This window comes from Luteitalea sp., from assembly GCA_009377605.1.
Taxonomy (GTDB): domain Bacteria; phylum Acidobacteriota; class Vicinamibacteria; order Vicinamibacterales; family Vicinamibacteraceae; genus WHTT01.
Map to the genome: position 1 here is coordinate 1 of WHTT01000099.1, position 20,655 is coordinate 20,655.

Below are 20,655 nucleotides of genomic sequence, written 5' to 3' on the forward strand. Positions count from 1 at the left end.
CACGCCGGGATTGCCGTCCTGCATGCGCACCACGCGGCCGAAATGCAGACGCCAGCCCAGGCCGACCCACGAAGGATCCATGAGGGATCCCCCACCGCCCGCTTCCCAGTCGGGAAAGATCTTGCTGTTGTAGACGCGCGTAATCGCGAGATCCAGACCGGCATTGCCGGGAAGGACGAGATCCGTTTGCGTCAGATGGAGCCCACCGTTCAACGGGTCGACGGACTCGAACGGCAAGAAGGCCAGCGGCCCGTGGCGCGGGTTCTGGCCCGCGCCGTTCATGATCGAAGGAGACGACGGCGAGATCTGAGCCGCCGCGGGGAGGACGAAGCCGAGAAGAGCCAGAAGGGCGCTGCTTGCGCGCCACCACCACCGAGCGCTGCGCATCCAACCTCCCGCGGACAGGACGCTTGCAGCCGGCGACGGATCAGCTCGGAGGGCGCCCGATAAACGGCTGAGATACTAGCTCAGCAATTATCAGACGTGCAAGTAAATTCTTGTGGGCCGCGGCACCATGGCGCCGGGGCGGTTGCCGAGGAGGCTGCTCGAAGGTCACGCCGCGCCGCAACCGACCGATGAGGTCGAGCGCACGCAGCGGACGGTTTGGATCCCCAGTGACACGTTTCACGAATGCCCCCGTGTCAGGTGCGTCCTGCGATTCGACGAGCCTGCCGAGCAAGGGACGCAGGTGCAGCAGGTCGAAGAACTCCGGCGTGATGGCGGCGATGCGGCGTCCACCAACGTCCCGCGCGCTTCGACCGCAAAGACGCCGCCGCCCGAATAGGCGCAGAGTTGCTCGAACACCTGCTGGTGTGTCGCAAGCTCGCGGTACGTGCTGTACTCGATCGAGTAGGTTGCGTCGGAGCGTCTGTCGGCGAGCGACAGGGCCACGAGTCGATCGGGCTCGGCAACCGGTAGCCGTCGCAGCGTTATCGCGTTCCACAGGCTGAAGAGCGTCGCGGCGGCGCCAATGGCGAGCGCGAGCGTCGCCACGACGGCGAGGGTCAACCCCGGCGTCCGGCGGAGTTGACGTGCGGCGTAGCGGACGTCCTGAGGGAGAATCTCGACCATTGGCACCACCGTGCGAGAGCCGGGAGCAAGCCCTGTGCCGCCGCAGAAACAGGAACCGGCTACCCGGGGACTGCCCCCGTTTTTCGTATGTTGGAAAACGGGGGCAGCCCTCGTTTGCCGTTTTCGGCCAGCCAACGCTACTGGCGACCTAGGTAATGGCCCGAAAACGGGGACTGTCCCCGCGGTGCCCATTCCTGTCTGCTGTTACCCTCCTTCTCGCGCTTGTGAAGGAGGTGCTCACCCGCAAGACGATGGCGTCTCGTCCGTGGTACGCTGATCGCCGGGCTCGACGACGCGAACCGGACATATCGAATCGTGCTGATCTCGACCGACGGCTTCTTCCACCTCACCTATTGCACCAACATTCATCCTGCCAGCGGCTGGGACGCGGTTTACGCCAACCTGCAGCGATACGCGTCGGCATTGAAGCAGCGGCTGTCTCCGTCTGCGCCCTTCGGCATCGGGCTCCGCCTGTCGGCCCGCGAGGCGCGTGAGCTGCTCGACGGCGAGCGGCTCGCAGACTTCCGCGCCTTTCTCGCGCGCGAGGGGCTGTATGTTGCGCTGATCAATGGCTTCCCCTATGGTGCCTTCCACGGCGAGCCGGTCAAGGACCGGGTTTATGCCCCAGACTGGCAAGACGAGGCGAGGGTCCGTTACACCCTGGATCTCATCGAGATCTTGCAGGCGTTGCTGCCGGACGGCCTAGACGGTGGCATCTCGACATCGCCGCTGTCCTACAAACCGTGGATGCCCAACTCCGATCAGCGCGCGTGGGAGACGGTCACGCGCAACATCGTGCGCGTTGCCGAGGCGCTCGTGCGCGTCGAGCAAGACGATGGCAGGCTCATACACCTCGACATCGAGCCAGAGCCAGACTGCGTCCTGGAGAATACAGACGAAACAGTTGCCTTCTTCGAACGTTGGCTCCTCCCCCTCGGCGAGACGATACTTGCCGATGCGCTGGGAATTGCCGTCACCGAGGCGCGCGCTCAACTCTTGGAGCATGTCCGCGTCTGTTTCGATTGCTGCCACTTCGCCGTGGCGTACGAGGACCCGGTCGCCGCCCTCGGTCGGCTGCGCGCCGCTGGCATTCAGATAGGACGGGTGCAGCTCAGCTCTGCGCTCGATGTCGCCCTTCCGTCCGAGCCCGCGCACTTCGCGGCCGTCGCCGAACGGCTGCGGCCATTCGCCGACGCGACGTATCTCCACCAGGTCGTCGAGCGGCGCGGCGCGGCGCTTTGCCACTACCCCGATCTGGATAATGCGCTAGGTCGCGGCAGAGACGCCTCCGCCAGGCAGTGGCGGATCCACTTTCACGTGCCGCTCTTCACCGACGAGTACGATGGCCTCGGCTCCACGCAGCAGTACGTTCGGCACGTCCTCGAGAGCATCCAGGAAACACGACCAACGCGACATCTGGAGATCGAGACGTACACCTGGGACGTGCTCCCCGCCGGCCTGAAGATGGATCTGCTCGATTCGATCGTGCGGGAGTACGAGTGGGTGCTTGGAGTCGAAAGGGACCAAGGGATCAAGGGATCAAGGGATCAAGGGATCAAGGGACCAAGGGACCAAGGGACCAAGGGATCAAGGGACCAAGGGGCCGAAGGGATCAAGGGATAGAGGGTGCCTAGAACCGTTGTGATCAACGTTGTTGGGCTGACGCCGAGGCTGCTCCAGTCGGTCGCGCCGCAGCTTGCCCGCTGGGGCGAGACCGCTTCTGTGGCGCGGGTTCGGTCGGCCTTTCCCGCCGTTACGAGTACGGCCCAGGCGGACTATCTCACGGGCCAATATCCCGAAGTGCACGGTATCGTCGGCAACGGTTGGTATTTTCGGGACGACTGCGAGGTACGGTTCTGGAGGCAGTCCAACAAGCTGGTCCAGGCGCCGAAGGTATGGGAGGCCGCCCGTGCCGTCGATCCGTCGTTCACCTGCGCAAACCTCTTCTGGTGGTTCAACATGTACTCAACGGCGGACTACGCCGTGACGCCGCGGCCGATGTACCCGGCGGATGGGCGAAAGCTCCCTGACGTCTACACCACGCCAGCCGGTCTCAGAGATGAGCTCCAAGACAGCTTGGGAACGTTTCCGCTCTTCGACTTCTGGGGGCCGAAGACGTCGATCAAGTCGAGCCAGTGGATTGCGGCAGCGGCAAAGCAGGTGGAGGAGAAGTTCACTCCTACGCTCACGTTGATCTACGTGCCCCATCTCGACTACCAGCTGCAGCGTGTGGGCCCGGCTGATTCGACGATCGCCGCCGACGTGCAGCAGGTAGACGAGCTCTGCGCCGACTTGATCAGCTACTACGAGTCGAGAGAGACCCAGGTGATCATCGTCTCGGAGTACGGCTTATGCGAAGTGTCCTCGCCGATCCATCTGAACCGCGTGCTCAGAGAGCATGGGCTCATCGCCGTTCGCCAGGAGCTGGGGTGCGAGCTCCTCGATCCTGGCGCGAGCGCCGCATTCGCCGTGGCGGATCATCAAGTGGCGCACGTGTACGTCAATGATCCTGCGCGCCTCGACGAGGTCCGTGCCCTGCTCGACAAGACCGACGGCGTCGACGAGGTGCTCGACGCGCATCACAAGGAGGCGCATCGCGTCGCCCACGAGCGCTGCGGAGACCTGGTCGCGATTGCCAGTCCCAACGCTTGGTTCACGTACTACTACTGGCTCGATGACAACCGCGCTCCGGACTTCGCGCGTACCGTCGACATTCACCGGAAGCCAGGATACGATCCGGCGGAGTTGTTCATCGATCCAGCGATTCGCACACCCACCCTGAGGATTGGTTGGAAGCTCGCGAAGAAGAGCCTTGGATTTCGGACGCTCCTGGATGTCATCCCGCTCGACGCGACGCTCGTCAAGGGATCACACGGGCGTCGAACGGACGGAAGCGATGACGGACCACTACTCATGACGCGGCAGCGACATCTGCTTCCAGCCGATGTGATCGATTCAGTGGATGTATACGCGATAATCTTGAGCCACCTGACTCCTGATTCCCATTCGACTCACGTGCCGGCTCGCCTCCGGTGGGTCGGCACGCTCGCTCATGGCAAGCTGATTCCTGATTCTTGATTCTTGATTCTTGATTCCTGGAGATACCGATGCCGTTTGTCGAGCCGGGACGAAAGGCGCCCGCGTTTTCGTTGAAGGATCAGCACGGTGAGACACACCGTCTGACAGACTATGCAGGGCATTCCCTGGTGCTCTACTTCTATCCCAAAGACGACACGCCCGGTTGCACGAAAGAGGCGTGCAGCTTCGAGGCGAGCCTCGCGCAGCTCCGCAAGCTGGATGCGGTCGTGTTGGGCGTCAGCGTGCTCGATTCGGCCAGTAAGGCGCGCTTTGCCGCGAAGCACAATCTGACATTTCCCTTACTCGCAGATGAGGATCACGCGGTGGCGGAGAAGTACGGGGCTTGGCAAGAGCGTAGCATGTACGGCCGTAAGTTCATGGGCGTGGCGCGAGTCAGCTATCTCATCGATGCCCAAGGGAAAGTGGCGAAACGCTGGGATAAAGTGGATGTGAACCAGCACGTCACCGACGTGCTGCAGGCCATTCAGGCGCTGCCTTGAGCCGCAAACGTAAATCGCAAGGGCGCAAGGACCCGTGACATGAGCAACCTGTCGTTCCGTGTCGTTGGCGTGTGGGTTGGGTGCTGGCTCCTCGCAAGCTTGGCCGCGTCTGCGAGCGGCAGTGACCCTGGCAATTTGCGGCTGGGCGACCCTTCTCGGCGTGATCAGACCGTCGAGCTCGGCGCCGGTATGCTCGTAGACACGGCGAGCGGCAAGGCAATATCGCTGGACGACTTGGCGGCGCACCTGGACGATACCCGCTTGTTACTTGTGGGCGAGGAACACGACAGCGTCGCGTCTCACGATCTCCAGCGCCGTGTCATCGAGGCGCTTGTCGGGCGGGGGCGCCGCGTGCTCATCGGTCTCGAAATGCTGCCACGGTCGTCGCAACCGGCGCTCGACCGCTGGACGCGCGGCGATCTCGAGGAAGAGGCCTTGCCAGAAGCGGTTGACTGGCGCAAGCACTGGGGCATGTCGTGGCGGTACTATCGTGAGTTGTTCCTGCTCGCCCGCGAGCATGCGCTGCCGCTCGTCGCGCTCAACGTTCCCCGCGAGGTCATTTCGGCGGTTCGCGCGCGCGGCGTGACAGGCCTGTCGCCCGAGGAAGCAGCCCAGGTGCCGACTATTCACGATCCTGCGAATGCCGACCACTTGGCGCTCTTCAGAGCGTTCATGGGTGATGACGCCGCTGCCCATGGTCCAACGAGCCCAGAAGACTGGACGGCCATGCTTCGCGCACAGGCCGCCTGGGACGCCGTGATGGCACGTCGCGCGGTCGACGCGCTGGACGAAGAGGCCGATACCAACGCCATCATGGCGGTGCTTGCCGGCACTGGCCACGTCGCATACGGCCTCGGCATCGAGCGGCAGGCACGCCAGTGGTTCGATGGGCCAATTGCCTCCATCCTTCCCGCCTCGATAGCAGAGGGCGCCGACCGACAGACCGTCCGGGCGTCGTATGCGAGCTTCCTGCAGGGGGTGCCCGAGGAGCCAGCGCGCGGGCAAGCGCCTCCCAAGCCGGATTCACGCGGCCAGCCGCTGACGGTGATGAGCTTCAACATCCGGTACGGCACCGCGGAAGACGGCCCAGACCGCTGGGAAGCGCGCCGAGCGCTGCTCTTCGAGGTCTTGCGTTCCGAGCGCCCCGACATCGTCGGGGTCCAGGAGGCGCTGCACTTTCAACTTCAGGAGATTCTCGAGGCACTGCCCCAATTCGCGATGGTCGGCGTTGGCCGCGACGATGGAAAGAGGGAGGGCGAGTACTCGGCGATTCTGTATCGGCGCGATCGGTTCACGGCGGAGGCCAGCGATACGTTTTGGCTCTCCGACACGCCGGATGTGCCGGGCTCGACGTCGTGGGGTAACACGATTCCCCGCATCTGCACGTGGGCACGCTTTGCCGACCAATCGGGCGCGACCTTCTACGCCTACAACGTGCATCTCGACCATCGCTCGCAGCCGTCGCGTGAGCAAAGCACAGCTCTGCTCGCCGAGCAGATCCGCTCGCGGACCCCGCCGGCCCCTGTCGTGGTGACGGGAGACTTCAATGCTGCGGAGGACAATCCGGCGGTAGAGACGCTTCGGGAGCTCCCGGACGGCGGCGTCTTCTTGGTGGACACGTTTCGCGTGCGGCATCGAACGGAGCCGACCGCCGGCACGTTCAATGGCTTCGAGCTTGGCAACACCGGCGGCGACAAGATCGACTACGTCTTTGCCGAACCGACGACCGAAGTGCTGGAGGCGACGATCGGCCGCACGAGTCGTGATGGCCGCTATCCGTCCGACCACTTCCCCGTCGTCGCACGGATTCGCCTTGCGAAGTGACTGGTTGCTCTTTTCGCGCTCTTCGTGGTCGGCGCTTCGTGCCTTGGTGGTTCAGTATCGATAGTGCGACGCTTTGTACGGACCGTCCGCCGGGACGCCGATATACGCCGCTTGCTCCGGTGTCAGCTTGGTCAGCTTCACGCCGAGCTGATCGAGGTGTAGCCGGGCGACCTCCTCATCCAGCTTCTTCGGCAGCATGTAGACCTGCTTTTCGTACGCACCACTGTTCGTGTGCAGCTCGATCTGCGCGAGCACCTGGTTGGTGAACGACGCCGACATCACGAAGCTCGGATGCCCGGTCGCACATCCGAGGTTCAGTAGACGGCCCTCGGCCAGGACGAGAATGCTGCGACCGTCCGGGAACACCCACTCGTCGTATTGCGGCTTGATGTTCTCGCGTCGGATGCCCGGCACTTTCTTGAGGCCGGCCATGTCGATCTCATTGTCGAAGTGGCCGATGTTGCCGATAATCGCCTTGTCCTTCATGCGCTGCATGTGGGCCGTGGCGATCACGTTGTAGTTGCCGGTGGCGGAGACGAAGATGTCCGCCTGCTCGACCACCTCGTCGAGCGGCTTCACCTCGTAGCCTTCCATCGCCGCTTGCAGCGCGCAGATCGGATCGATCTCGGTGACGATCACGCGGCAGCCTTGGCCGCGCAGCGCCTGGGCGCAGCCCTTCCCCACTTCGCCGTAGCCGCAGACGACAGCAACCTTGCCGCCAAGCATCACATCGGTCGCGCGGTTCAGGCCGTCGATCAGCGAATGCCGGCAGCCGTAGATGTTGTCGAACTTGCTCTTTGTCACGGAGTCATTGACGTTGATCGCTGGAAAGAGCAACGTTCCGGCTTCCTGCATCTGATAGAGGCGGTGCACGCCGGTCGTCGTCTCTTCACTGACACCCTTGAGCTCCGGCGCCATGGCGGACCAGCGATTCGGCTGCTGCTCGAGCGCTGCGCGGAGCAGGTCGAGAATCACGCCCCACTCTTCGGGCTCCTTGTCGGCGTCGAAGTCGGGGACCCGCCCCGCTTTCTCGAACTCGACCCCTTTGTGCACGAGCAGCGTCGCATCGCCACCATCGTCCACGATCAACGTCGGACCGGCGCCGTCGGGCCATCGGAGCGCCTCGTTGGTGCACCACCAGTATTCCTCGAGCGTCTCCCCCTTCCATGCGAAGACCGGAATGCCGCGTGGGTTCTCCGGTGCGCCGCTCGTGTCTGGCCGACCGACGGCTACTGCCGCTGCGGCATGGTCCTGCGTCGAGAAGATGTTGCACGAGACCCAGCGCACGTCGGCGCCGAGCTCGGCGAGCGTCTCGATCAGCACGGCCGTCTGCACCGTCATGTGCAGACTGCCCATGATGCGGGCGCCCGCGAGCGGCGTCTGGCCAGCGTAGCGCTGACGGAGGGCCATCAAGCCGGGCATCTCGTGCTCGGCCAGACGGATCTCTTTACGTCCCCAGTCGGCCAGGGACAAGTCCTTGACCTTGAATGGCGGCCGCCCCGCCTGCTTGGCTGCGTCGAACACGTGTACCTTCTCACTTACCGCTACGCTCATGGATTCTCCTTCTGAGCCCTTTAAGGGCGACGCTAGGCTGTTGCCCCTCACGGGCGACGCTAGGCTGTCACCGCTCTCGCTACGAAGAGCGCTGGGCCCTTCGCACGCGCGTCCGGCGGCAGCACCTGGAACTTACACGACTGAAAGCCGGCCTCGATCACGTACCGCTGAATCTGTTCTTCTGAAAAGCCAAGCCACACGTGTCCCATCTGCTGGCGATACTCGTCGTGCTCGTGGGACGTCATGTCGGTGATGACGAGTGTCCCGGGTGACCGAAGCACCCGTCTCGCCTCTGCCAACGCTCGCGCAGGCTCCGCGATGTGGTGCAGCACGAGCAACAACAACGCAAAATCGACCGACGCGTCGGTCAACGGCAGACCCTCGAGGTCCGCCAGTTGCACCTCGACGTTGGGATGCGGATCCAGCCGATCACGAGCCGCCTGTAACATCTCCTCCGAGCCGTCGATCGCAACCACATGACCGACCCAGGGCGCAAGCGCTTGGGCGGCGCGCCCGGTTCCGCAGCCGAGGTCTGCAACCGTGGCGCGTGGGTCGAGCAAGGCGAGATACGAAAGCAAGTACGATGTTGGCCCGAAGAGCTCGTCCCGCAGTCGGTCCCAGGTGGCAGCGGCGCTCGAGAAGAAGGCGCGCGAGCTGGCACGTCGAGCTTCGAGCGCCCTCTGGACGCGACGCGCATCCTGCACCGCCGTGGCGGTTCCGGCCACGCGCTCGCGAACCAGTCCCCACAGTTGGTGCTTCGAAGGTGGCAACGCCGCAATTGGCGCGCTGTAGAAGCGGCTCGTCCCCTCTCGTCGCGAGACAATCCAGCCCTCGTCGGCCAGCGTCTTCAGGTGCCGGCTGACGGTCGACTGGGGCAACTGCAGCACCTCGCCGATCTCCGACACCGCGAGCTCTTGCTCCTCGATCGCCAGGAGCACCCGCGCGCGGTTCAGGTCCCCGAGCACCGACAGGTCATCGAGAATTGCAGCAGATCCCGGTCCGTTCATCCGTCTATCCGGATTGAGAGTATTATCCGCGGGGCCGCTTGTCAAGGAAAAGGAACCGGGCACCTTTTCGCACCCGAAAAGGTGCCCGATTCCTTTCCCGTACAGGAGCGGCGCAGGGTTCCGTAATAGGAAGCCTGTGACCCGCTCTTGGGTCTCCGTCAGAGGAGGACTGTGAGATGCCCCGAGTGATTCATTTCGAGCTGCCGGCCGACGAGCCCACGCGCGCGGTCGCATTCTACGAGCGCGTGTTCGGCTGGACGTTCAAGCGATGGGACGGCCCGATGGACTACTGGATGGTGACGACCGGGCCGGGCGAGCAGCCTGGCATCGACGGCGGTTTGCTGCGGCGCCAGCAGCCAGGGGCGCCACCGGTCAATGTCATCGACGTGGCCTCGCTCGATGAGACGATTGCGGCCATCGGGCGCGCAGGCGGTCGCCTGGTTGTTCCGAAGATGGCCGTGCCGGGCGTCGGCTGGGTCGCGTACTTCCTGGACACCGAGCAGAACATGGTCGGCCTCATGCAGCCAGATGCTGCCGCTGCCTAGGACACTAGCAGCCTGTTCCGCCTGCGGGTTTCAGTTGTGTCGCACTTGGCGTCCAGGTTAGCCTACACGGCACGTCGACCGAGTAGACGCGTCGTGTTGCCGAGGGACGATTCTCCTGTCGGGCGGTGGCCAGCAGCTTTTCCGGCCACCCGCATCTCGATTCTCGAGCGGATGCGCAGTGAGAGCCATGAGGTCCGGCAGGAGGGCTTCGACGCGCTCGTGCGATCGTACTGGAAGCCTATCTACAAATACCTGCGCGTGAAGTGGCAGTTGCGGGAGCCAGAGGCCGAGGATGTCACGCAATCGTTCCTGGTGGCCGCCCTCGACAAGGCGTACCTGGACGCTTTCGATCCATCACGCGCGCGGTTCCGCACCTTCCTGCGCGTGTGCGTGGACCGCTTCGTCATGAACGAGCGGGCCGCGGCACGCGCGGTGCGGCGCGGCGGGCGTCTCCGCTTCGTCACGCTGGAGTTCGAGACGGCCGAGGGCGAGCTCCGCGAGCGCGACCTCCCCGATGCGACCGACCTGGAGGAATACTTCCACCGGGAGTTCGTGCGCGATCTCTTTGCGCGGACCATCCAGCGGGTGCGCGAGGAGTGCGCGGCGACGGGGCGGGGTGTGCACTTCCGGCTGTTCGAGCGCTACGACCTCGCTCGAGATGACCGCGCCACCTACGCGAGCTTGGCATCGAGTGAGGGCCTCACAGTGCATCAGGTCACGAACTATCTGGCCATCGTGCGACGCCTCTTTCGCACGCACGCGTTGGAGCAGCTGCGGGTGTCTACGGTCTCCGACGCCGAGTTCCGTACCGAGGCGCGGGAGCTGTTCGGCCTCGAGCTGCCATGACCTGGCTCGCCGACAGCACGGTGCGGCACCTGCAACGTGTGGCGAGCTGGCCAGACTTCTCGGGCACTCGATACTCAATTGTCGAGGAGCTGGGCCGCGGCGGCATGGGCACGGTGTATCGGGCCGTCGACGAGCCGTTGCAGCGCGAGGTGGCGATCAAGGTGGTGAATGCCCTGGCCGGGCACGGCCCGCTCGGAGCGCGCCTGCAGGCCGAGGCCCGTGTGCTGGCGACGCTCGAGCATCCTGGGATCGTGCCGATTCACGACGTCGGCACGCTCGCAGACGGACGCGCGTTCTATGTGATGAAGCGCGTCAGCGGACGGACGCTCGACCAGCTCGATCTTCCGGGCATGAGCCTCAGCGACCGCTTGGGACTCTTCGAGCGCATTCTTCATCCCATCGCGTTCGCCCACGCACGCGGTTTCGTCCATCGCGATCTCAAGCCGCAGAACATCATGGTTGGGAGCTACGGCGAGGTGCTCGTCCTGGACTGGGGCCTCGCGAAGGCGTCTGTGGCGGATGACGAGGAGGATCCCCTCGAGGCATCGACTGATGCAGCCACGACCGTCGCACCGGGCGCTACCGAGAAGGGAACGGTCATCGGCACTCCGGGGTTCATGGCTCCCGAACAGGCACGTGCGGCGACCGTTGACGCTCGGGCGGACGTTTACGCCCTCGGCGTGATCCTCCACGTCATCTTGAGTGGGCGCGAGCCCCCTTCGGTTCGCGCTGCTGCGGAAGCGCGGCGATTCCCCCGCCTGCGCCCTCTCCCGCGGCGACTACGCGCGATCTGCCAGAAAGCGCTTGCCGAGGCACCGGACTGTCGCTACGCGGAAGCCAAGGGGCTCGCGGAGGACCTCGCGAGGTTCCGGGCTGGTGAGTCTGTCGTGGCGTATCCGGAGGGCCGGTTGGATCGGTTGGAGCGCTTCGTCACGACGTATCGAACGCCGATCGTGCTGGTCGTCGTCTACCTCATCATGCGCGCGCTCGTTGCTCTGTGGTTCGGCCGGTAGATCGTACAGATTTCTTGGTCTTTGCGTAAGGGAATGAAAGGGCTTCGTTATCAGGGAGAGGCAAATGAACAAACCGGTGCTCGGGTCGTTGCTCGGCGGCTTCCTTGGGATCTTCGACGGTCTTTCGGCTCTTGTCTCGGTGCCGGAGACGGCTCCACAGATCATGGGCATTGTGATCGGCTCTACCTTCAAGGGGCTCATCGTCGGCGTGCTGGTGGGATGGTACGCGCGTCGCGTGAGCTCCCTCCCGAAGGGCCTCCTAGTGGGCCTTGTCGTCGGCGCGTTCTTCGCGGCGCTGGTGGCTGTTTTGGGCGGACAGTATTTCTGGGAGATCGTGCTGCCTGGCAGCGTGCTCGGGCTGATTGTCGGCTACGCGACACAGAAGTACGGTCGCACGCCGGCAACGCAGGCAGGATGAGGCTAGTCGCTCCGAACTGCCTGTGTCGAATCAACACCGCCTACGGGGCCCGGAGGAACACATGCCCGGCGAGAGGCGAACTGCTCGATCCAGTTCATGACTTCGCCGGCGACAGCACGAGTCGGATGCCTTCCAGCATGCGCTCGAAGCTCGACACTTCACGATCCAAATGCTTGGCGCCAGCGGCGGTCAGCTCATAGAGTCGCACTCGGCGGCCGCTCGCGGAGACGCTCCAGTGCGCTTTCACCCAGCCGGCTTTCAGCATGCGCTGCAGGGCGGGATAGAGGGAGCCCTCCTCGACGCGGAGCAGGTCGTTGGAGGTGCGCTTGATGTGCTGCACGAGCGCGTAGCCGTGGAGCCGCCGCTGCTTGAGGCTCTGGAGAATCATTATCTCCAACGCCCCGGGGAAGAGATCCTTCTGCTTGTGTGCCGTCACTCGACAGGATGCTCCGATACTGTTCGTTGCTAGACCTAGAACAAACTAGTATACCGCTGCAGCACTTGTCAAACCCGCTGTGGTCAGTGGGAGATGCAGACGGGCACTCAGTCGCATCCGCAGGCGACACCGGGACCAGTTGGGCACAGGCTTTGTGCCAACCTCAGAAGACCCTGGAGGGATCATGCGTTGATGCTGTCCGCCCTGAGCTCCTCCTCTCTTGACAGTCGAGAGAGACGGCTGTACTCTCGAACATCGAGAGAGAGAGACGGATGATGTTACGACCGCAACCACGCGCGCACCGCTCCCATGGGTAAGCCAACCGATCTTCTGCAGGGCACGCTCGACCTTCTCATTCTGAAGACGCTCGCGCTGGCGCCAATGCACGGCTGGGGCATCACGCTGCGCATCCAGCAGATCTCCGGCGACGTGCTCCAGGTGCAGCCGGGCTCGCTCTATCCTGCGCTCCACCGCCTCGAGCATCAGGGGTGGATCTCGGCCGCATGGGGCGAGAGCGACGCAGGTCGCCGGGCGAAGTATTACTCGCTCACACGAGCCGGTCGAGCGCAGCTGGGACGCGAGGCAAAACAGTGGCGCCGGCTCTCGGGTGCCGTCACCACTTTGCTCGATACCGTCTGAGGCCATGGCCATTCGACTGCATTATCGCGTGCGGATGGCGCTGCGATCGTTCCTGCGGCGTCGCACGGCCGAGCGCGAGCTGGACGAAGAGCTGCGGTTTCATTTTCAAGAAATGGAGACCCGCGCTCACGCCGGTGAATCGACATCGGACGAGGCGCACGGACGGGTCCCGCGTCGCCTCGGCCGATTCGATCAGGCGAAGGAGGCGTGCCGAGACGCGCGCACCCTGCGCCCTCTCGAAGATCTTCTTCGAGATCTCAGGTTCGGTGCGCGCCTGCTCGCGCGTAGTCCCAGCTTCACCGTCGTTGCCATCGTGTCGCTGGCGCTGGGTATTGGCGCCAGCAGCGCCATCTTCTCGTTGATCAACGCAATCGTGTTGCGGGCACTGCCCGTGGACCAGCCGGAGCAGCTTTACGTTGCCCAGGTCGCTCGCATGGAGCAGCTCGATCCGCGCTTCTCGTATCCGGCGTACCGAGGCGTCGGCGAGCTGGTGGCTGAACGGGCCGAAGTAGCCGCGGTCAGCAGCATCCAATCGATGCAGATCGGGACGGCAGGGAGCAACCCCGCCACGGCCGAGTCGGCTGAGGTGCAGCTGGTGGCGGGCGACTACTTCAGCGTGCTGCGCCAACACCCGCAGATCGGCCGTCTGCTTGGCCCCGGCGACAACCGTACTCTGGACGATCATCCGGTGGCCGTGATCAGCGACGCCTACTGGAGCCGCAAATTCGGCCGCGCCACGAACGCGGTCGGGCGCGTCGTGATCGTGAACGGCACGCCCGTCACGATTGTCGGTGTCACCGCGCCGCGATTCTTTGGCACGACCGTAGGCACTCGTAACCCGGACATGTGGGTGCCAATCATGATGCAGGCAGCCGTACACTACGCCAGCGACGTGGGCAGCATCAACGGCGACACGCAGAAGCCCTGGCCGCCGCAGCGCGAGGTCTCCTGGCTGGACCTCTTCCTGCGCATGCCGGCAGACGCGGTGCCGGCCGTGTCCGAGGCGATGACGCTGGCGATGCAGCGCGATTACGCGCAGCGATCCGGCTACCGGGATGAGGCGGAGCTCCGCCGGCAGTATCAGTCGAGCCGTGTGGTGCTCACGTCGGGATCCCGCGGACTGTCGTCAATGCGCGATGATCTGACCACCCCGTTGCTGGTCCTCTTCGGAATGGTTGCTCTCCTGCTCACGATCGCCTGTGCCAACATCGCAAGCCTGCTGCTGGCCCGCGCTACGAACCGCCACCGCGAGATGGCGATTCGTCTCTCTATTGGCGCCGGACGGGAGCGTCTGATGCGTCAGCTCCTCACCGAGAGCCTGCTTCTCTCGCTGATCGGCGGTGCGCTAGGACTGGTCGTGGCCTACTGGGGCAGCAGCGGCCTCTTGACTCTCGCGAACGACGGTACTCGGGTCACCGCCCTCGACGTCCGTCCCGACTGGCGCGTGCTCGGCTTCGCGCTAGCCGTGTCGCTGTCAACGGGTCTCGTCTTCGGCCTGCTGCCGGCACAGCGCAGCACACGCGTGCAGCTGGCCGATGCCTTGAAAGCGCAGACGCGCGGTGCCATCGGATCCGGCGGCAGTCGTGTGGGTCGCAGGTGGTTCGGTGGCAGGCTGCTCGTCGCCGGCCAGATGGCTTTCTCGTTGCTCCTGCTGATCGTTGCCGGGCTGTTCGCACGGAGCCTGCAGGAGCTCACGCGTGTCGATATCGGCTTCGACCGCGACCGCCTGCTGGTCACAGGTGTCGACCCACGCGCCGCCGGCTACACGCAAGCCCAGCTACCGGCGCTCTATCGTCGGATCGTTGAGCACGTCAACGCCCTCCCCGGCGTGGCCAGAGCGAGCATGTCCGCCAGCGGACCGTTCTCCGGGTCGCGATGGATCAGCCGCTTCGAAGCGGAAGGCTACACGCGCGGACGCGACGAACAGCTCAGATTACTGGACGAAGTCGTCACGACCGATTACTTCCGCACGGTCCGCCTGACAATCGTCCACGGCCGGGCGTTCGGGCCGCAGGACGTGGCTACCAGCCGGAAAGTCAGCGTGATCAACGAGACGATGGCTCGTCGATACTTCCAGGATCAGAGCCCGATTGGCAAGCGTTGGAGCTACGACGAGGAGTTCGACGAGGAGGCGTTCGAGATCATCGGCGTCGTGCAGGACGCCCGGTCCGATGACCTGACGGCCGGTGCAGTCAACATGGCGTATCGACCGGTCACGCAGACCGAGCTCTACCTCACCAGCATCGAGATTCGAGCGGCGGGCGCACCCGCCGCGCTCGCCGCGGAGATCCGCAACACGCTGCGTGAGGCCGAGCCGCGGCTGCGTCTCGCACCCATCGAGCCGCTCGGCGACCGCGTGGTCCGGGCGATGCGTCAGGAGTGGCTGATGACCTCGCTGACGATGGCCTTCGGCGGCGTGGCGCTGTTCCTCGCGTGTCTGGGCCTTTACGGCACGATCTCGTACGCAATAACGCGGCGCACGGCGGAGCTCGGCCTGCGTGTTGCGCTGGGCGCGAGCCGCGGCGCCGTCCAATGGCTGATCCTGCGCGAAGCCTTCACCCTCGTGGTGATTGGGCTGATTGTCGGCCTCCCTCTCGGATTCGTTGCCTCGCGCACGATGGCAACGCTGTTCTTCGGCATCTCACCTTTGGATCCTATGGCGCACGGCGCAGCCGTGACCGCCCTGGTCGTCATCGCGGCACTGGCGGCCTACCTGCCGGCGCGCCGCGCGTCACGCGTGGATCCAATGCGCGCTCTGCGAGTTGACTAGCCCACTAGCTCACACCCACCGCACGTCGGTTGACCATTTCGTTCACCGGAGAGTCCAGGGAATACCGCCTGGCGCGCAAGCCTCATTCCGCGCGGAGCGCGACGATCGGGTCTACGCGTGCGGCACGCCGCGCAGGGAGCAGACAGGCGACGATCGTCACGGCGGACAGCAGCGCGATGATCGTGCCGAATGTCAGGGGATCGGTCGATGTCGTCTGGACGAGCAGGCTCTCGAGCAGCCGGCTCACGCCGTAAGCGCCCGCCAACCCAAGCGCCAAGCCGACCGCTAACTGCAGGAGACCGCCGCGCAGCATGCCAAGCGCGACCCTGCTGGAGCCGGCGCCCAACGCGATGCGGATACCGATCTCCTGCCGCCGCTGGCTGACCGCGTAGGCCATGACCGCATAGATGCCAACCGACGACAACAGGAGCCCGATGAGCGCAAACAGCGCGAACATCGTGCCGAAGACACGGTACGGCCAGCGTGACCGCGCGAGCAGGGCGTCAAAGGTATACACGGCGTGCACCGGCAAGTCGGCATCGATCGATTGCACGGCGCGCCGCAGGGGCGTTGTGAGGATCGAGGGCTCGCCGCGTGCGCGGGCGAGGAGTGTGGTGAAGCCGGCCGGCTCGAGACGGTAGGGCAGATATACCACGGCATCCGGCTCGATCTCGTGAACCTGTGCTTGTCGGATCGTCGGGCTCACACCCACAATCGTCAGCCACCGGCCAGGCTCCTCCTCGCCGGCCGTGAGCCGGATCCGCCGGCCGAGGGGATCCTCGTTGCTGAAGAAGCGTGCGACGAACCGCTCGCTCACGATGGTCGCTTCCGCCCCGGGCAGTCCGTCTCGGGGGCCGAAGTCACGCCCCCGCCACAACGTGAGCCCGAGCGTGGCAAAGTAGCGATCGCCGACGAGCACGGTCGAGACCTCGGGTAGGCGCTCGCCCTCCCCCACTGTACGCCCATCGATCTCCAGCCTGCGCCGCATCGCGCCCCCCACCGGCGGATGCGACGCAAAGGTGACCGAGGCGGCGCCGCCGACGCCATCGAGCTCCTTGGCCAAGCGATCGTAGAACTGCCGACGTGCATCCTCGTCCGGGTACCTCCGCTCCGACGGGTTCAATCGCATGGTGAGGATCGGCGACCCATCGATGCCAAGATCGAGCCGATAGAGCTTGAAGAAGCTTCGCACCATGAGACCAGCGCCCGTCAAGAGCACGAGCGTCAGCGCGATCTGGGAGACCACCATCACCGACGTGAATCGGCGCGCACGAGGGCCACCCGCCTGACCGCGGCCGCCCTCCTTCAACGCCTCGGTGACTTTCGTTCGGGACACCTGGAAAGCTGGTGCGAGGCCAAAGACAACGCCGGTCGCGACGCAGACCGCCACGAGAAAGGTGAAGACCTTCCAGTCCATGGAGAAGACGATCCAGTAAGGCTTGCCCACATCCGAGACTGCCTGGTCGAACAGCCGGACGCCGATTGCCGCAAGACCGAGGCCGAGGGCGCCTCCGAGGAAGGCGAGCAACACACTCTCAGCCAGCAGTTGCTGGATGATGCGCCACCGGCTTGCGCCCAGAGCCACCCGCACGGCGATCTCACGCGTCCGCTGCACGGAGCGCGACAGCAGCAGGTTTGCCACATTCGCGCAGGCGATGAGCAGCACGAACCCGACCGCACCCATCAGGCTCAGGAAGACCAGCCGGATGGAGCCGCCGTTGAAGCGCTCGTTGAACGTGCTGAGGACGACGGTCGTCTCCTTGTTCGTCTGCGGGTACTGTTTCGCAAGTGCCCTGGCGATGACGGCGAGCTCGGCCTGGGCCTGCGCCTGCGACACGCCCGGCTTCAGCCTGCCAAAGACGTTCAGCCGCCGGTCGTCTCGCTCCTTGTCGGCCGCCTCCAGCACGAGCGGCCGCCACAGCCTCGCGTTTGTTGGGAATTGCATGCCTTCCGGCATGACGCCGACGATCGTGCAGGGCTCTTCGTCGATGCGGATGACACGGCCGAGCACGTTGGGATCGCCGCCGTAGCGCTCCTGCCACATGCCGTAACCGAGAATGACGACCGATTCGCTGCCGTTGCGATCCTCCCCAGACACGAAATCACGCCCCAGGAGCGGTTGCTGGCGGAGCAGGCGAAATGTATTGGCCGACACCCGGGCTCCACTGAGGCGCTCTGGAAGATGCCCCGGCTCGCTGATGTTCATCGCGCCGCCGGACCAGGCGCCCAAATCCTCGAAGGCGGTCGTGTCGCGACGCCAATCCTGCCAATCCAGGTACGAGACGCCAAGGTGGTCACGGTCCCCGACCAGCCGTTGCGAATCGACGTGGAGGATGCGATCTGGCTCGGGAAACGGCAGGCCGCGAACCAGGACGGCGTTCACGAATGTGAAAACGGTGGTGTTCAGGCCGATGCCGAGGGCGAGCGCCGACACCGCCGCGGCGGTGAGCCAGCGGTCCTTCCACATCAGACGGAGCGCAAAGCGCAAATCGTGGAGGAGCGGCATCGGTAACAGTTACCGGTAATGACGAGTGTCGACGCGTCGAGGTTCACCGATATCTGCCGATGGACGAGCCTCACTGTGCAGCAAGAAACGCCTGCGCCTTCTTGGCGGCAGGACGCTCGCAGCCGTCGCCACACAGCGCCATGAGCTCCTCGTAGTACCGTCGGGCGCGCGTCCTGTCGCCTATGCGCTCGGCGGCGGTTGCCGCTCCGGCCAGACTGTTGAAGCGCTTCGGCGCATCCGCCAGCGACGCTTGGTAGGCCTCGAGCGCCTCACGCGGTCGCGCGAGCTCGAGGAGCAGATCACCCAACTGTTCACGGGCAGGTAGAATCGAACCAGGCGTGACCGGGTGCTTGCCGACCGCCTCCTCTTTCTCTGCCGCAGCGGTCAACAGGCTTACCGCCTTCGCGTTGTCCCCAGCGCCAAAGGCAACCCAGCCCGCTGCTGCGAGACGGAGCGATGCGACCTGCCCCGCCCAATCGTACGGCCCGGGCGGTGGCGCCTTCTCGACCGCCATTTCAATCTTCTCCAGCTCTGTCAACGACCCGCGGGCACGTGTAGGGTCACCGCTGCGCGCGGCGCCGACCGCCGACGCGAACAGCGGGAGCCCCCGAGCGTACAAGAAGCGATCCCACGGCAGCGACACGGCTGGCACCTCGAGCGCTGCCGCCCCCTTCCAATCGCGCCGCTCGAGCGCATAACGCGCCGGCACGGCGAGCAGCGCGTATCCCGCCGCGAAGTTTGGCTCGTCGAACTCGGAAGCGGCAGAGACTTCGTCGAGCACCTCCCGCGCCTTGGAGTCCTTGCCCTGCTGGAGGTAGGCGTATTCGAGGTAATCGAGGGCGTGAAGTGCATCGAACGAAGCCTTTCCTGGATGCATTCTGTTGGCAAGGCGCTTGGCTGCTGCGGCAGAGTCGATGTTCGAGGCGATGCACTCATCCCAGAGACCCAACCGTGTGAAGATGTGCGACGGCATGTGGAGCGCATGTGGCGAGGCTGGCGCCACCTTCGCATACGCGCGCGCGGCGGGCAGCGCCAGCGACGCGATCTGCGGGTAATCGAACGCGTGAATCGTGTAGTGAAGGATTCCGGGATGGTCCTGATGATCCCGAAGCAGCCCATTCAGGATCTCTGCGGCCTGCTTCTGGTGTGCGAACGTCGGGTCGTTCGGAGGCGCCGTTCCCAGCACTGCGAGCGCGTAGAAGATCTGCGCCTCCTCGTCTTGCGGGAGGTCCCCGGCCAACGTGGCCATCGCCGAGCGGTACGCACCGGCGCGTGCTCTGTGGTCGAGCGTGTCGGTCCGAGCATAGAACGTCCCAATGGCGGCGATGTAGCGTTGCTCGCGCTCGCTACGTGCTTTCAAGTTCGCGGCCGCCTCGGCGGCCGTCTTGCCTGCCGCCAGCTCCTCCGGCGTTGGCGCTGCCCAGAGCGGATGGTAGTACGTCATGGCCACACCCCAGTGAGCCATACCGCACGTCGGGTCCTTCTCCGTGATTGACTGGAACGCCTGGCGAGCTTCTTCGTACCCGAAGGAGTGCAGGAGCGCAGTGGCCGTGTCGAAGGCGGCCTGCGTTCCCGGCTCGCACGTGACGGCGAAATGCACACGCCCGAGCGATTCCCCGGCCGGATGACGATGGTCATGGCCGACCTGCGCCGCGGCCGGCAGGGCAGTCAGGCAGGCGAACAGGGATACAGCGAACTGATGTTGTCTCATATGGCGGATCTCCCCCTGCTAGATGACAACGTTGGACGGGCTGCCGTCGCACAGCCCTTCTACTGCGGGGGAGAGTGCCAGCGATGCCCACCTTCATAGAGACGTTTATGCCCTCAGCTTGACACGGCCATCTATGTAGAATACTTGTTATATAGACATCGACAGCCTGCGCGACGGTCTTGGCCGTGAAGCTGACCTACCCGACCACACTTGTTCTGCACGCCCTCTCACGCCGCTACCACTACGGCTTCGACGTCATGGATGCGACCGGCCTCCCCAGCGGCACGGTGTACCCCATACTGCGGCGGCTCGATCGCGAAGGCCTCGTCCGCTCCCGCTGGGAAGCCGAGGCACAGGCACGTCGCGAGCAGCGCCCAACACGCCGGTATTACGAGCTGACCGCTGCCGGAGAACGCATACTCGCCGACGCCCTGAACCGCTACCGCGCTCTGCAGGAGATCGTCCCGCGCACGCTCCCCAGGATCAGACCCGCGCGGCGAGGGGTAACGTCATGAGCGCGCAACCGACGGCAGCGACGCTCCGATTCTGTCTGTTCTTCATCCGCCTCGTCAGCGTGATTGTTCCCGCCAGCCTGCGAAAGAACTGGCAGCAGGAGTGGGGCTCGGAGCTACACCATCGTTGGCAATGGACGGCGCGGTCTGGAGAGCTGACGAGACGGGCTCATTTCGATCTGCTGCGCCGATCGGCTGGGTCGGTGGTCGACGCTGTGTGGCTAC

General features: G+C 64.9%; 19 protein-coding genes. 12 read left to right on the top strand and 7 right to left on the bottom strand.

The window, feature by feature from the left end:
* On the bottom strand, positions 1-387 hold a 387-nt coding region (locus tag GEV06_23845; GenBank protein MPZ20907.1), incomplete at its 3' end, for a hypothetical protein.
* A gap of 237 nt (positions 388-624) precedes the next feature.
* Positions 625-1,071, bottom strand: coding sequence for a hypothetical protein (locus tag GEV06_23850; GenBank protein ID MPZ20908.1), 447 nt, complete (start codon positions 1,069-1,071; stop codon positions 625-627).
* A 315-nt stretch (positions 1,072-1,386) separates the two neighbouring features.
* Between GEV06_23850 and eboE the strand changes: the two genes are divergently transcribed.
* The 4 genes from eboE to GEV06_23870 are packed head-to-tail and all read left to right on the top strand — an operon-like array spanning position 1,387 to position 6,473.
* Positions 1,387-2,694: a metabolite traffic protein EboE gene (gene eboE / locus GEV06_23855; protein MPZ20909.1), complete on the top strand. Its 1,308-nt coding sequence runs from the start codon at positions 1,387-1,389 to the stop codon at positions 2,692-2,694.
* 3 nt (positions 2,695-2,697) lie between these two features.
* Positions 2,698-4,149, top strand: a complete 1,452-nt coding sequence (locus GEV06_23860) for an alkaline phosphatase family protein (GenBank protein MPZ20910.1) — start codon at positions 2,698-2,700, stop codon at positions 4,147-4,149.
* 29 nt (positions 4,150-4,178) lie between these two features.
* Complete coding sequence (locus GEV06_23865; protein ID MPZ20911.1) at positions 4,179-4,649, top strand: thioredoxin-dependent thiol peroxidase; 471 nt, start codon at positions 4,179-4,181, stop codon at positions 4,647-4,649.
* Between the two features lie 39 nt (positions 4,650-4,688).
* A complete protein-coding gene (locus GEV06_23870; protein ID MPZ20912.1) occupies positions 4,689-6,473 on the top strand; it encodes a hypothetical protein in 1,785 nt (594 codons plus the stop codon).
* Positions 6,474-6,524: 51 nt separating this feature from the next.
* Here GEV06_23870 and GEV06_23875 read toward each other — a convergent pair whose 3' ends face one another.
* Together GEV06_23875 and GEV06_23880 are read right to left on the bottom strand one after the other, a co-directional pair.
* Positions 6,525-8,027 (bottom strand): adenosylhomocysteinase, encoded by a 1,503-nt coding sequence (locus GEV06_23875; GenBank protein ID MPZ20913.1) that lies wholly within the window; start codon positions 8,025-8,027, stop codon positions 6,525-6,527.
* 59 nt (positions 8,028-8,086) lie between these two features.
* The gene (locus GEV06_23880) at positions 8,087-9,268 is read right to left on the bottom strand and encodes a metalloregulator ArsR/SmtB family transcription factor (GenBank protein MPZ20914.1); all 1,182 of its coding nucleotides are present in this window, start codon (positions 9,266-9,268) and stop codon (positions 8,087-8,089) included.
* On the opposite strand from GEV06_23880, the gene GEV06_23885 reads away from it, so the two are divergent.
* The 4 genes from GEV06_23885 (at position 9,211) to GEV06_23900 (ending at position 11,856) form a co-directional block, all read left to right on the top strand.
* Positions 9,211-9,579: a VOC family protein gene (locus GEV06_23885; GenBank protein ID MPZ20915.1), complete on the top strand. Its 369-nt coding sequence runs from the start codon at positions 9,211-9,213 to the stop codon at positions 9,577-9,579. The genes GEV06_23880 and GEV06_23885 overlap by 58 nt on opposite strands.
* A gap of 93 nt (positions 9,580-9,672) precedes the next feature.
* Positions 9,673-10,425 (top strand): hypothetical protein, encoded by a 753-nt coding sequence (locus GEV06_23890; protein ID MPZ20916.1) that lies wholly within the window; start codon positions 9,673-9,675, stop codon positions 10,423-10,425.
* The gene (locus GEV06_23895) at positions 10,422-11,438 is read left to right on the top strand and encodes a protein kinase (GenBank protein ID MPZ20917.1); all 1,017 of its coding nucleotides are present in this window, start codon (positions 10,422-10,424) and stop codon (positions 11,436-11,438) included. Before GEV06_23890 ends, GEV06_23895 begins: the two co-directional genes overlap by 4 nt.
* Before the next feature lie 64 nt (positions 11,439-11,502).
* On the top strand, positions 11,503-11,856 hold the full coding sequence (locus GEV06_23900; GenBank protein MPZ20918.1) for a hypothetical protein: 354 nt from the start codon (positions 11,503-11,505) through the stop codon (positions 11,854-11,856).
* Between the two features lie 94 nt (positions 11,857-11,950).
* On the opposite strand, the gene GEV06_23905 is transcribed toward GEV06_23900, so the two are convergent.
* Positions 11,951-12,292 (bottom strand): PadR family transcriptional regulator, encoded by a 342-nt coding sequence (locus GEV06_23905; protein MPZ20919.1) that lies wholly within the window; start codon positions 12,290-12,292, stop codon positions 11,951-11,953.
* Positions 12,293-12,601: 309 nt separating this feature from the next.
* Between GEV06_23905 and GEV06_23910 the strand changes: the two genes are divergently transcribed.
* Positions 12,602-12,931: a PadR family transcriptional regulator gene (locus GEV06_23910; GenBank protein MPZ20920.1), complete on the top strand. Its 330-nt coding sequence runs from the start codon at positions 12,602-12,604 to the stop codon at positions 12,929-12,931.
* A gap of 4 nt (positions 12,932-12,935) precedes the next feature.
* Complete coding sequence (locus GEV06_23915; protein ID MPZ20921.1) at positions 12,936-15,701, top strand: FtsX-like permease family protein; 2,766 nt, start codon at positions 12,936-12,938, stop codon at positions 15,699-15,701.
* Positions 15,702-15,783: 82 nt separating this feature from the next.
* Here the strand turns inward: GEV06_23915 and GEV06_23920 are convergent, their stop codons facing one another.
* Together GEV06_23920 and GEV06_23925 are read right to left on the bottom strand one after the other, a co-directional pair.
* Entirely contained in the window at positions 15,784-18,207 is a 2,424-nt protein-coding gene (locus GEV06_23920; protein ID MPZ20922.1) for an FtsX-like permease family protein, read from the bottom strand.
* A gap of 70 nt (positions 18,208-18,277) precedes the next feature.
* Positions 18,278-19,918, bottom strand: a complete 1,641-nt coding sequence (locus GEV06_23925) for a hypothetical protein (protein MPZ20923.1) — start codon at positions 19,916-19,918, stop codon at positions 18,278-18,280.
* Between the two features lie 257 nt (positions 19,919-20,175).
* Here GEV06_23925 and GEV06_23930 point away from each other — a divergent pair, with 257 nt between their 5' ends.
* Both GEV06_23930 and GEV06_23935 read left to right on the top strand, forming a co-directional pair.
* Entirely contained in the window at positions 20,176-20,433 is a 258-nt protein-coding gene (locus GEV06_23930) for a PadR family transcriptional regulator (protein MPZ20924.1), read from the top strand.
* On the top strand, positions 20,430-20,655 hold a 226-nt coding region (locus tag GEV06_23935), incomplete at its 3' end, for a hypothetical protein (protein MPZ20925.1). The genes GEV06_23930 and GEV06_23935, both read left to right, overlap by 4 nt.

Coding starts and splice junctions, on each gene's coding strand:
- GEV06_23920 (MPZ20922.1), bottom strand. CDS start 18,207: ATGCCGCTCCTCCACGATTTGCGCTTTGCGCTCCGTCTGATGTGGAAG.
- GEV06_23880 (MPZ20914.1), bottom strand. CDS start 9,268: ATGCGACCGCGCGCGTGGGCTCGTCGGCCGGCAGCTCGAAATGAATCA.
- GEV06_23910 (MPZ20920.1), top strand. CDS start 12,602: ATGGGTAAGCCAACCGATCTTCTGCAGGGCACGCTCGACCTTCTCATT.
- GEV06_23850 (MPZ20908.1), bottom strand. CDS start 1,071: ATGGTCGAGATTCTCCCTCAGGACGTCCGCTACGCCGCACGTCAACTC.
- GEV06_23900 (MPZ20918.1), top strand. CDS start 11,503: ATGAACAAACCGGTGCTCGGGTCGTTGCTCGGCGGCTTCCTTGGGATC.
- GEV06_23895 (MPZ20917.1), top strand. CDS start 10,422: ATGACCTGGCTCGCCGACAGCACGGTGCGGCACCTGCAACGTGTGGCG.
- GEV06_23865 (MPZ20911.1), top strand. CDS start 4,179: ATGCCGTTTGTCGAGCCGGGACGAAAGGCGCCCGCGTTTTCGTTGAAG.
- GEV06_23875 (MPZ20913.1), bottom strand. CDS start 8,027: ATGAGCGTAGCGGTAAGTGAGAAGGTACACGTGTTCGACGCAGCCAAG.
- GEV06_23885 (MPZ20915.1), top strand. CDS start 9,211: ATGCCCCGAGTGATTCATTTCGAGCTGCCGGCCGACGAGCCCACGCGC.
- GEV06_23930 (MPZ20924.1), top strand. CDS start 20,176: ATGGATGCGACCGGCCTCCCCAGCGGCACGGTGTACCCCATACTGCGG.
- GEV06_23915 (MPZ20921.1), top strand. CDS start 12,936: ATGGCCATTCGACTGCATTATCGCGTGCGGATGGCGCTGCGATCGTTC.
- GEV06_23925 (MPZ20923.1), bottom strand. CDS start 19,918: ATGAGACAACATCAGTTCGCTGTATCCCTGTTCGCCTGCCTGACTGCC.
- GEV06_23870 (MPZ20912.1), top strand. CDS start 4,689: ATGAGCAACCTGTCGTTCCGTGTCGTTGGCGTGTGGGTTGGGTGCTGG.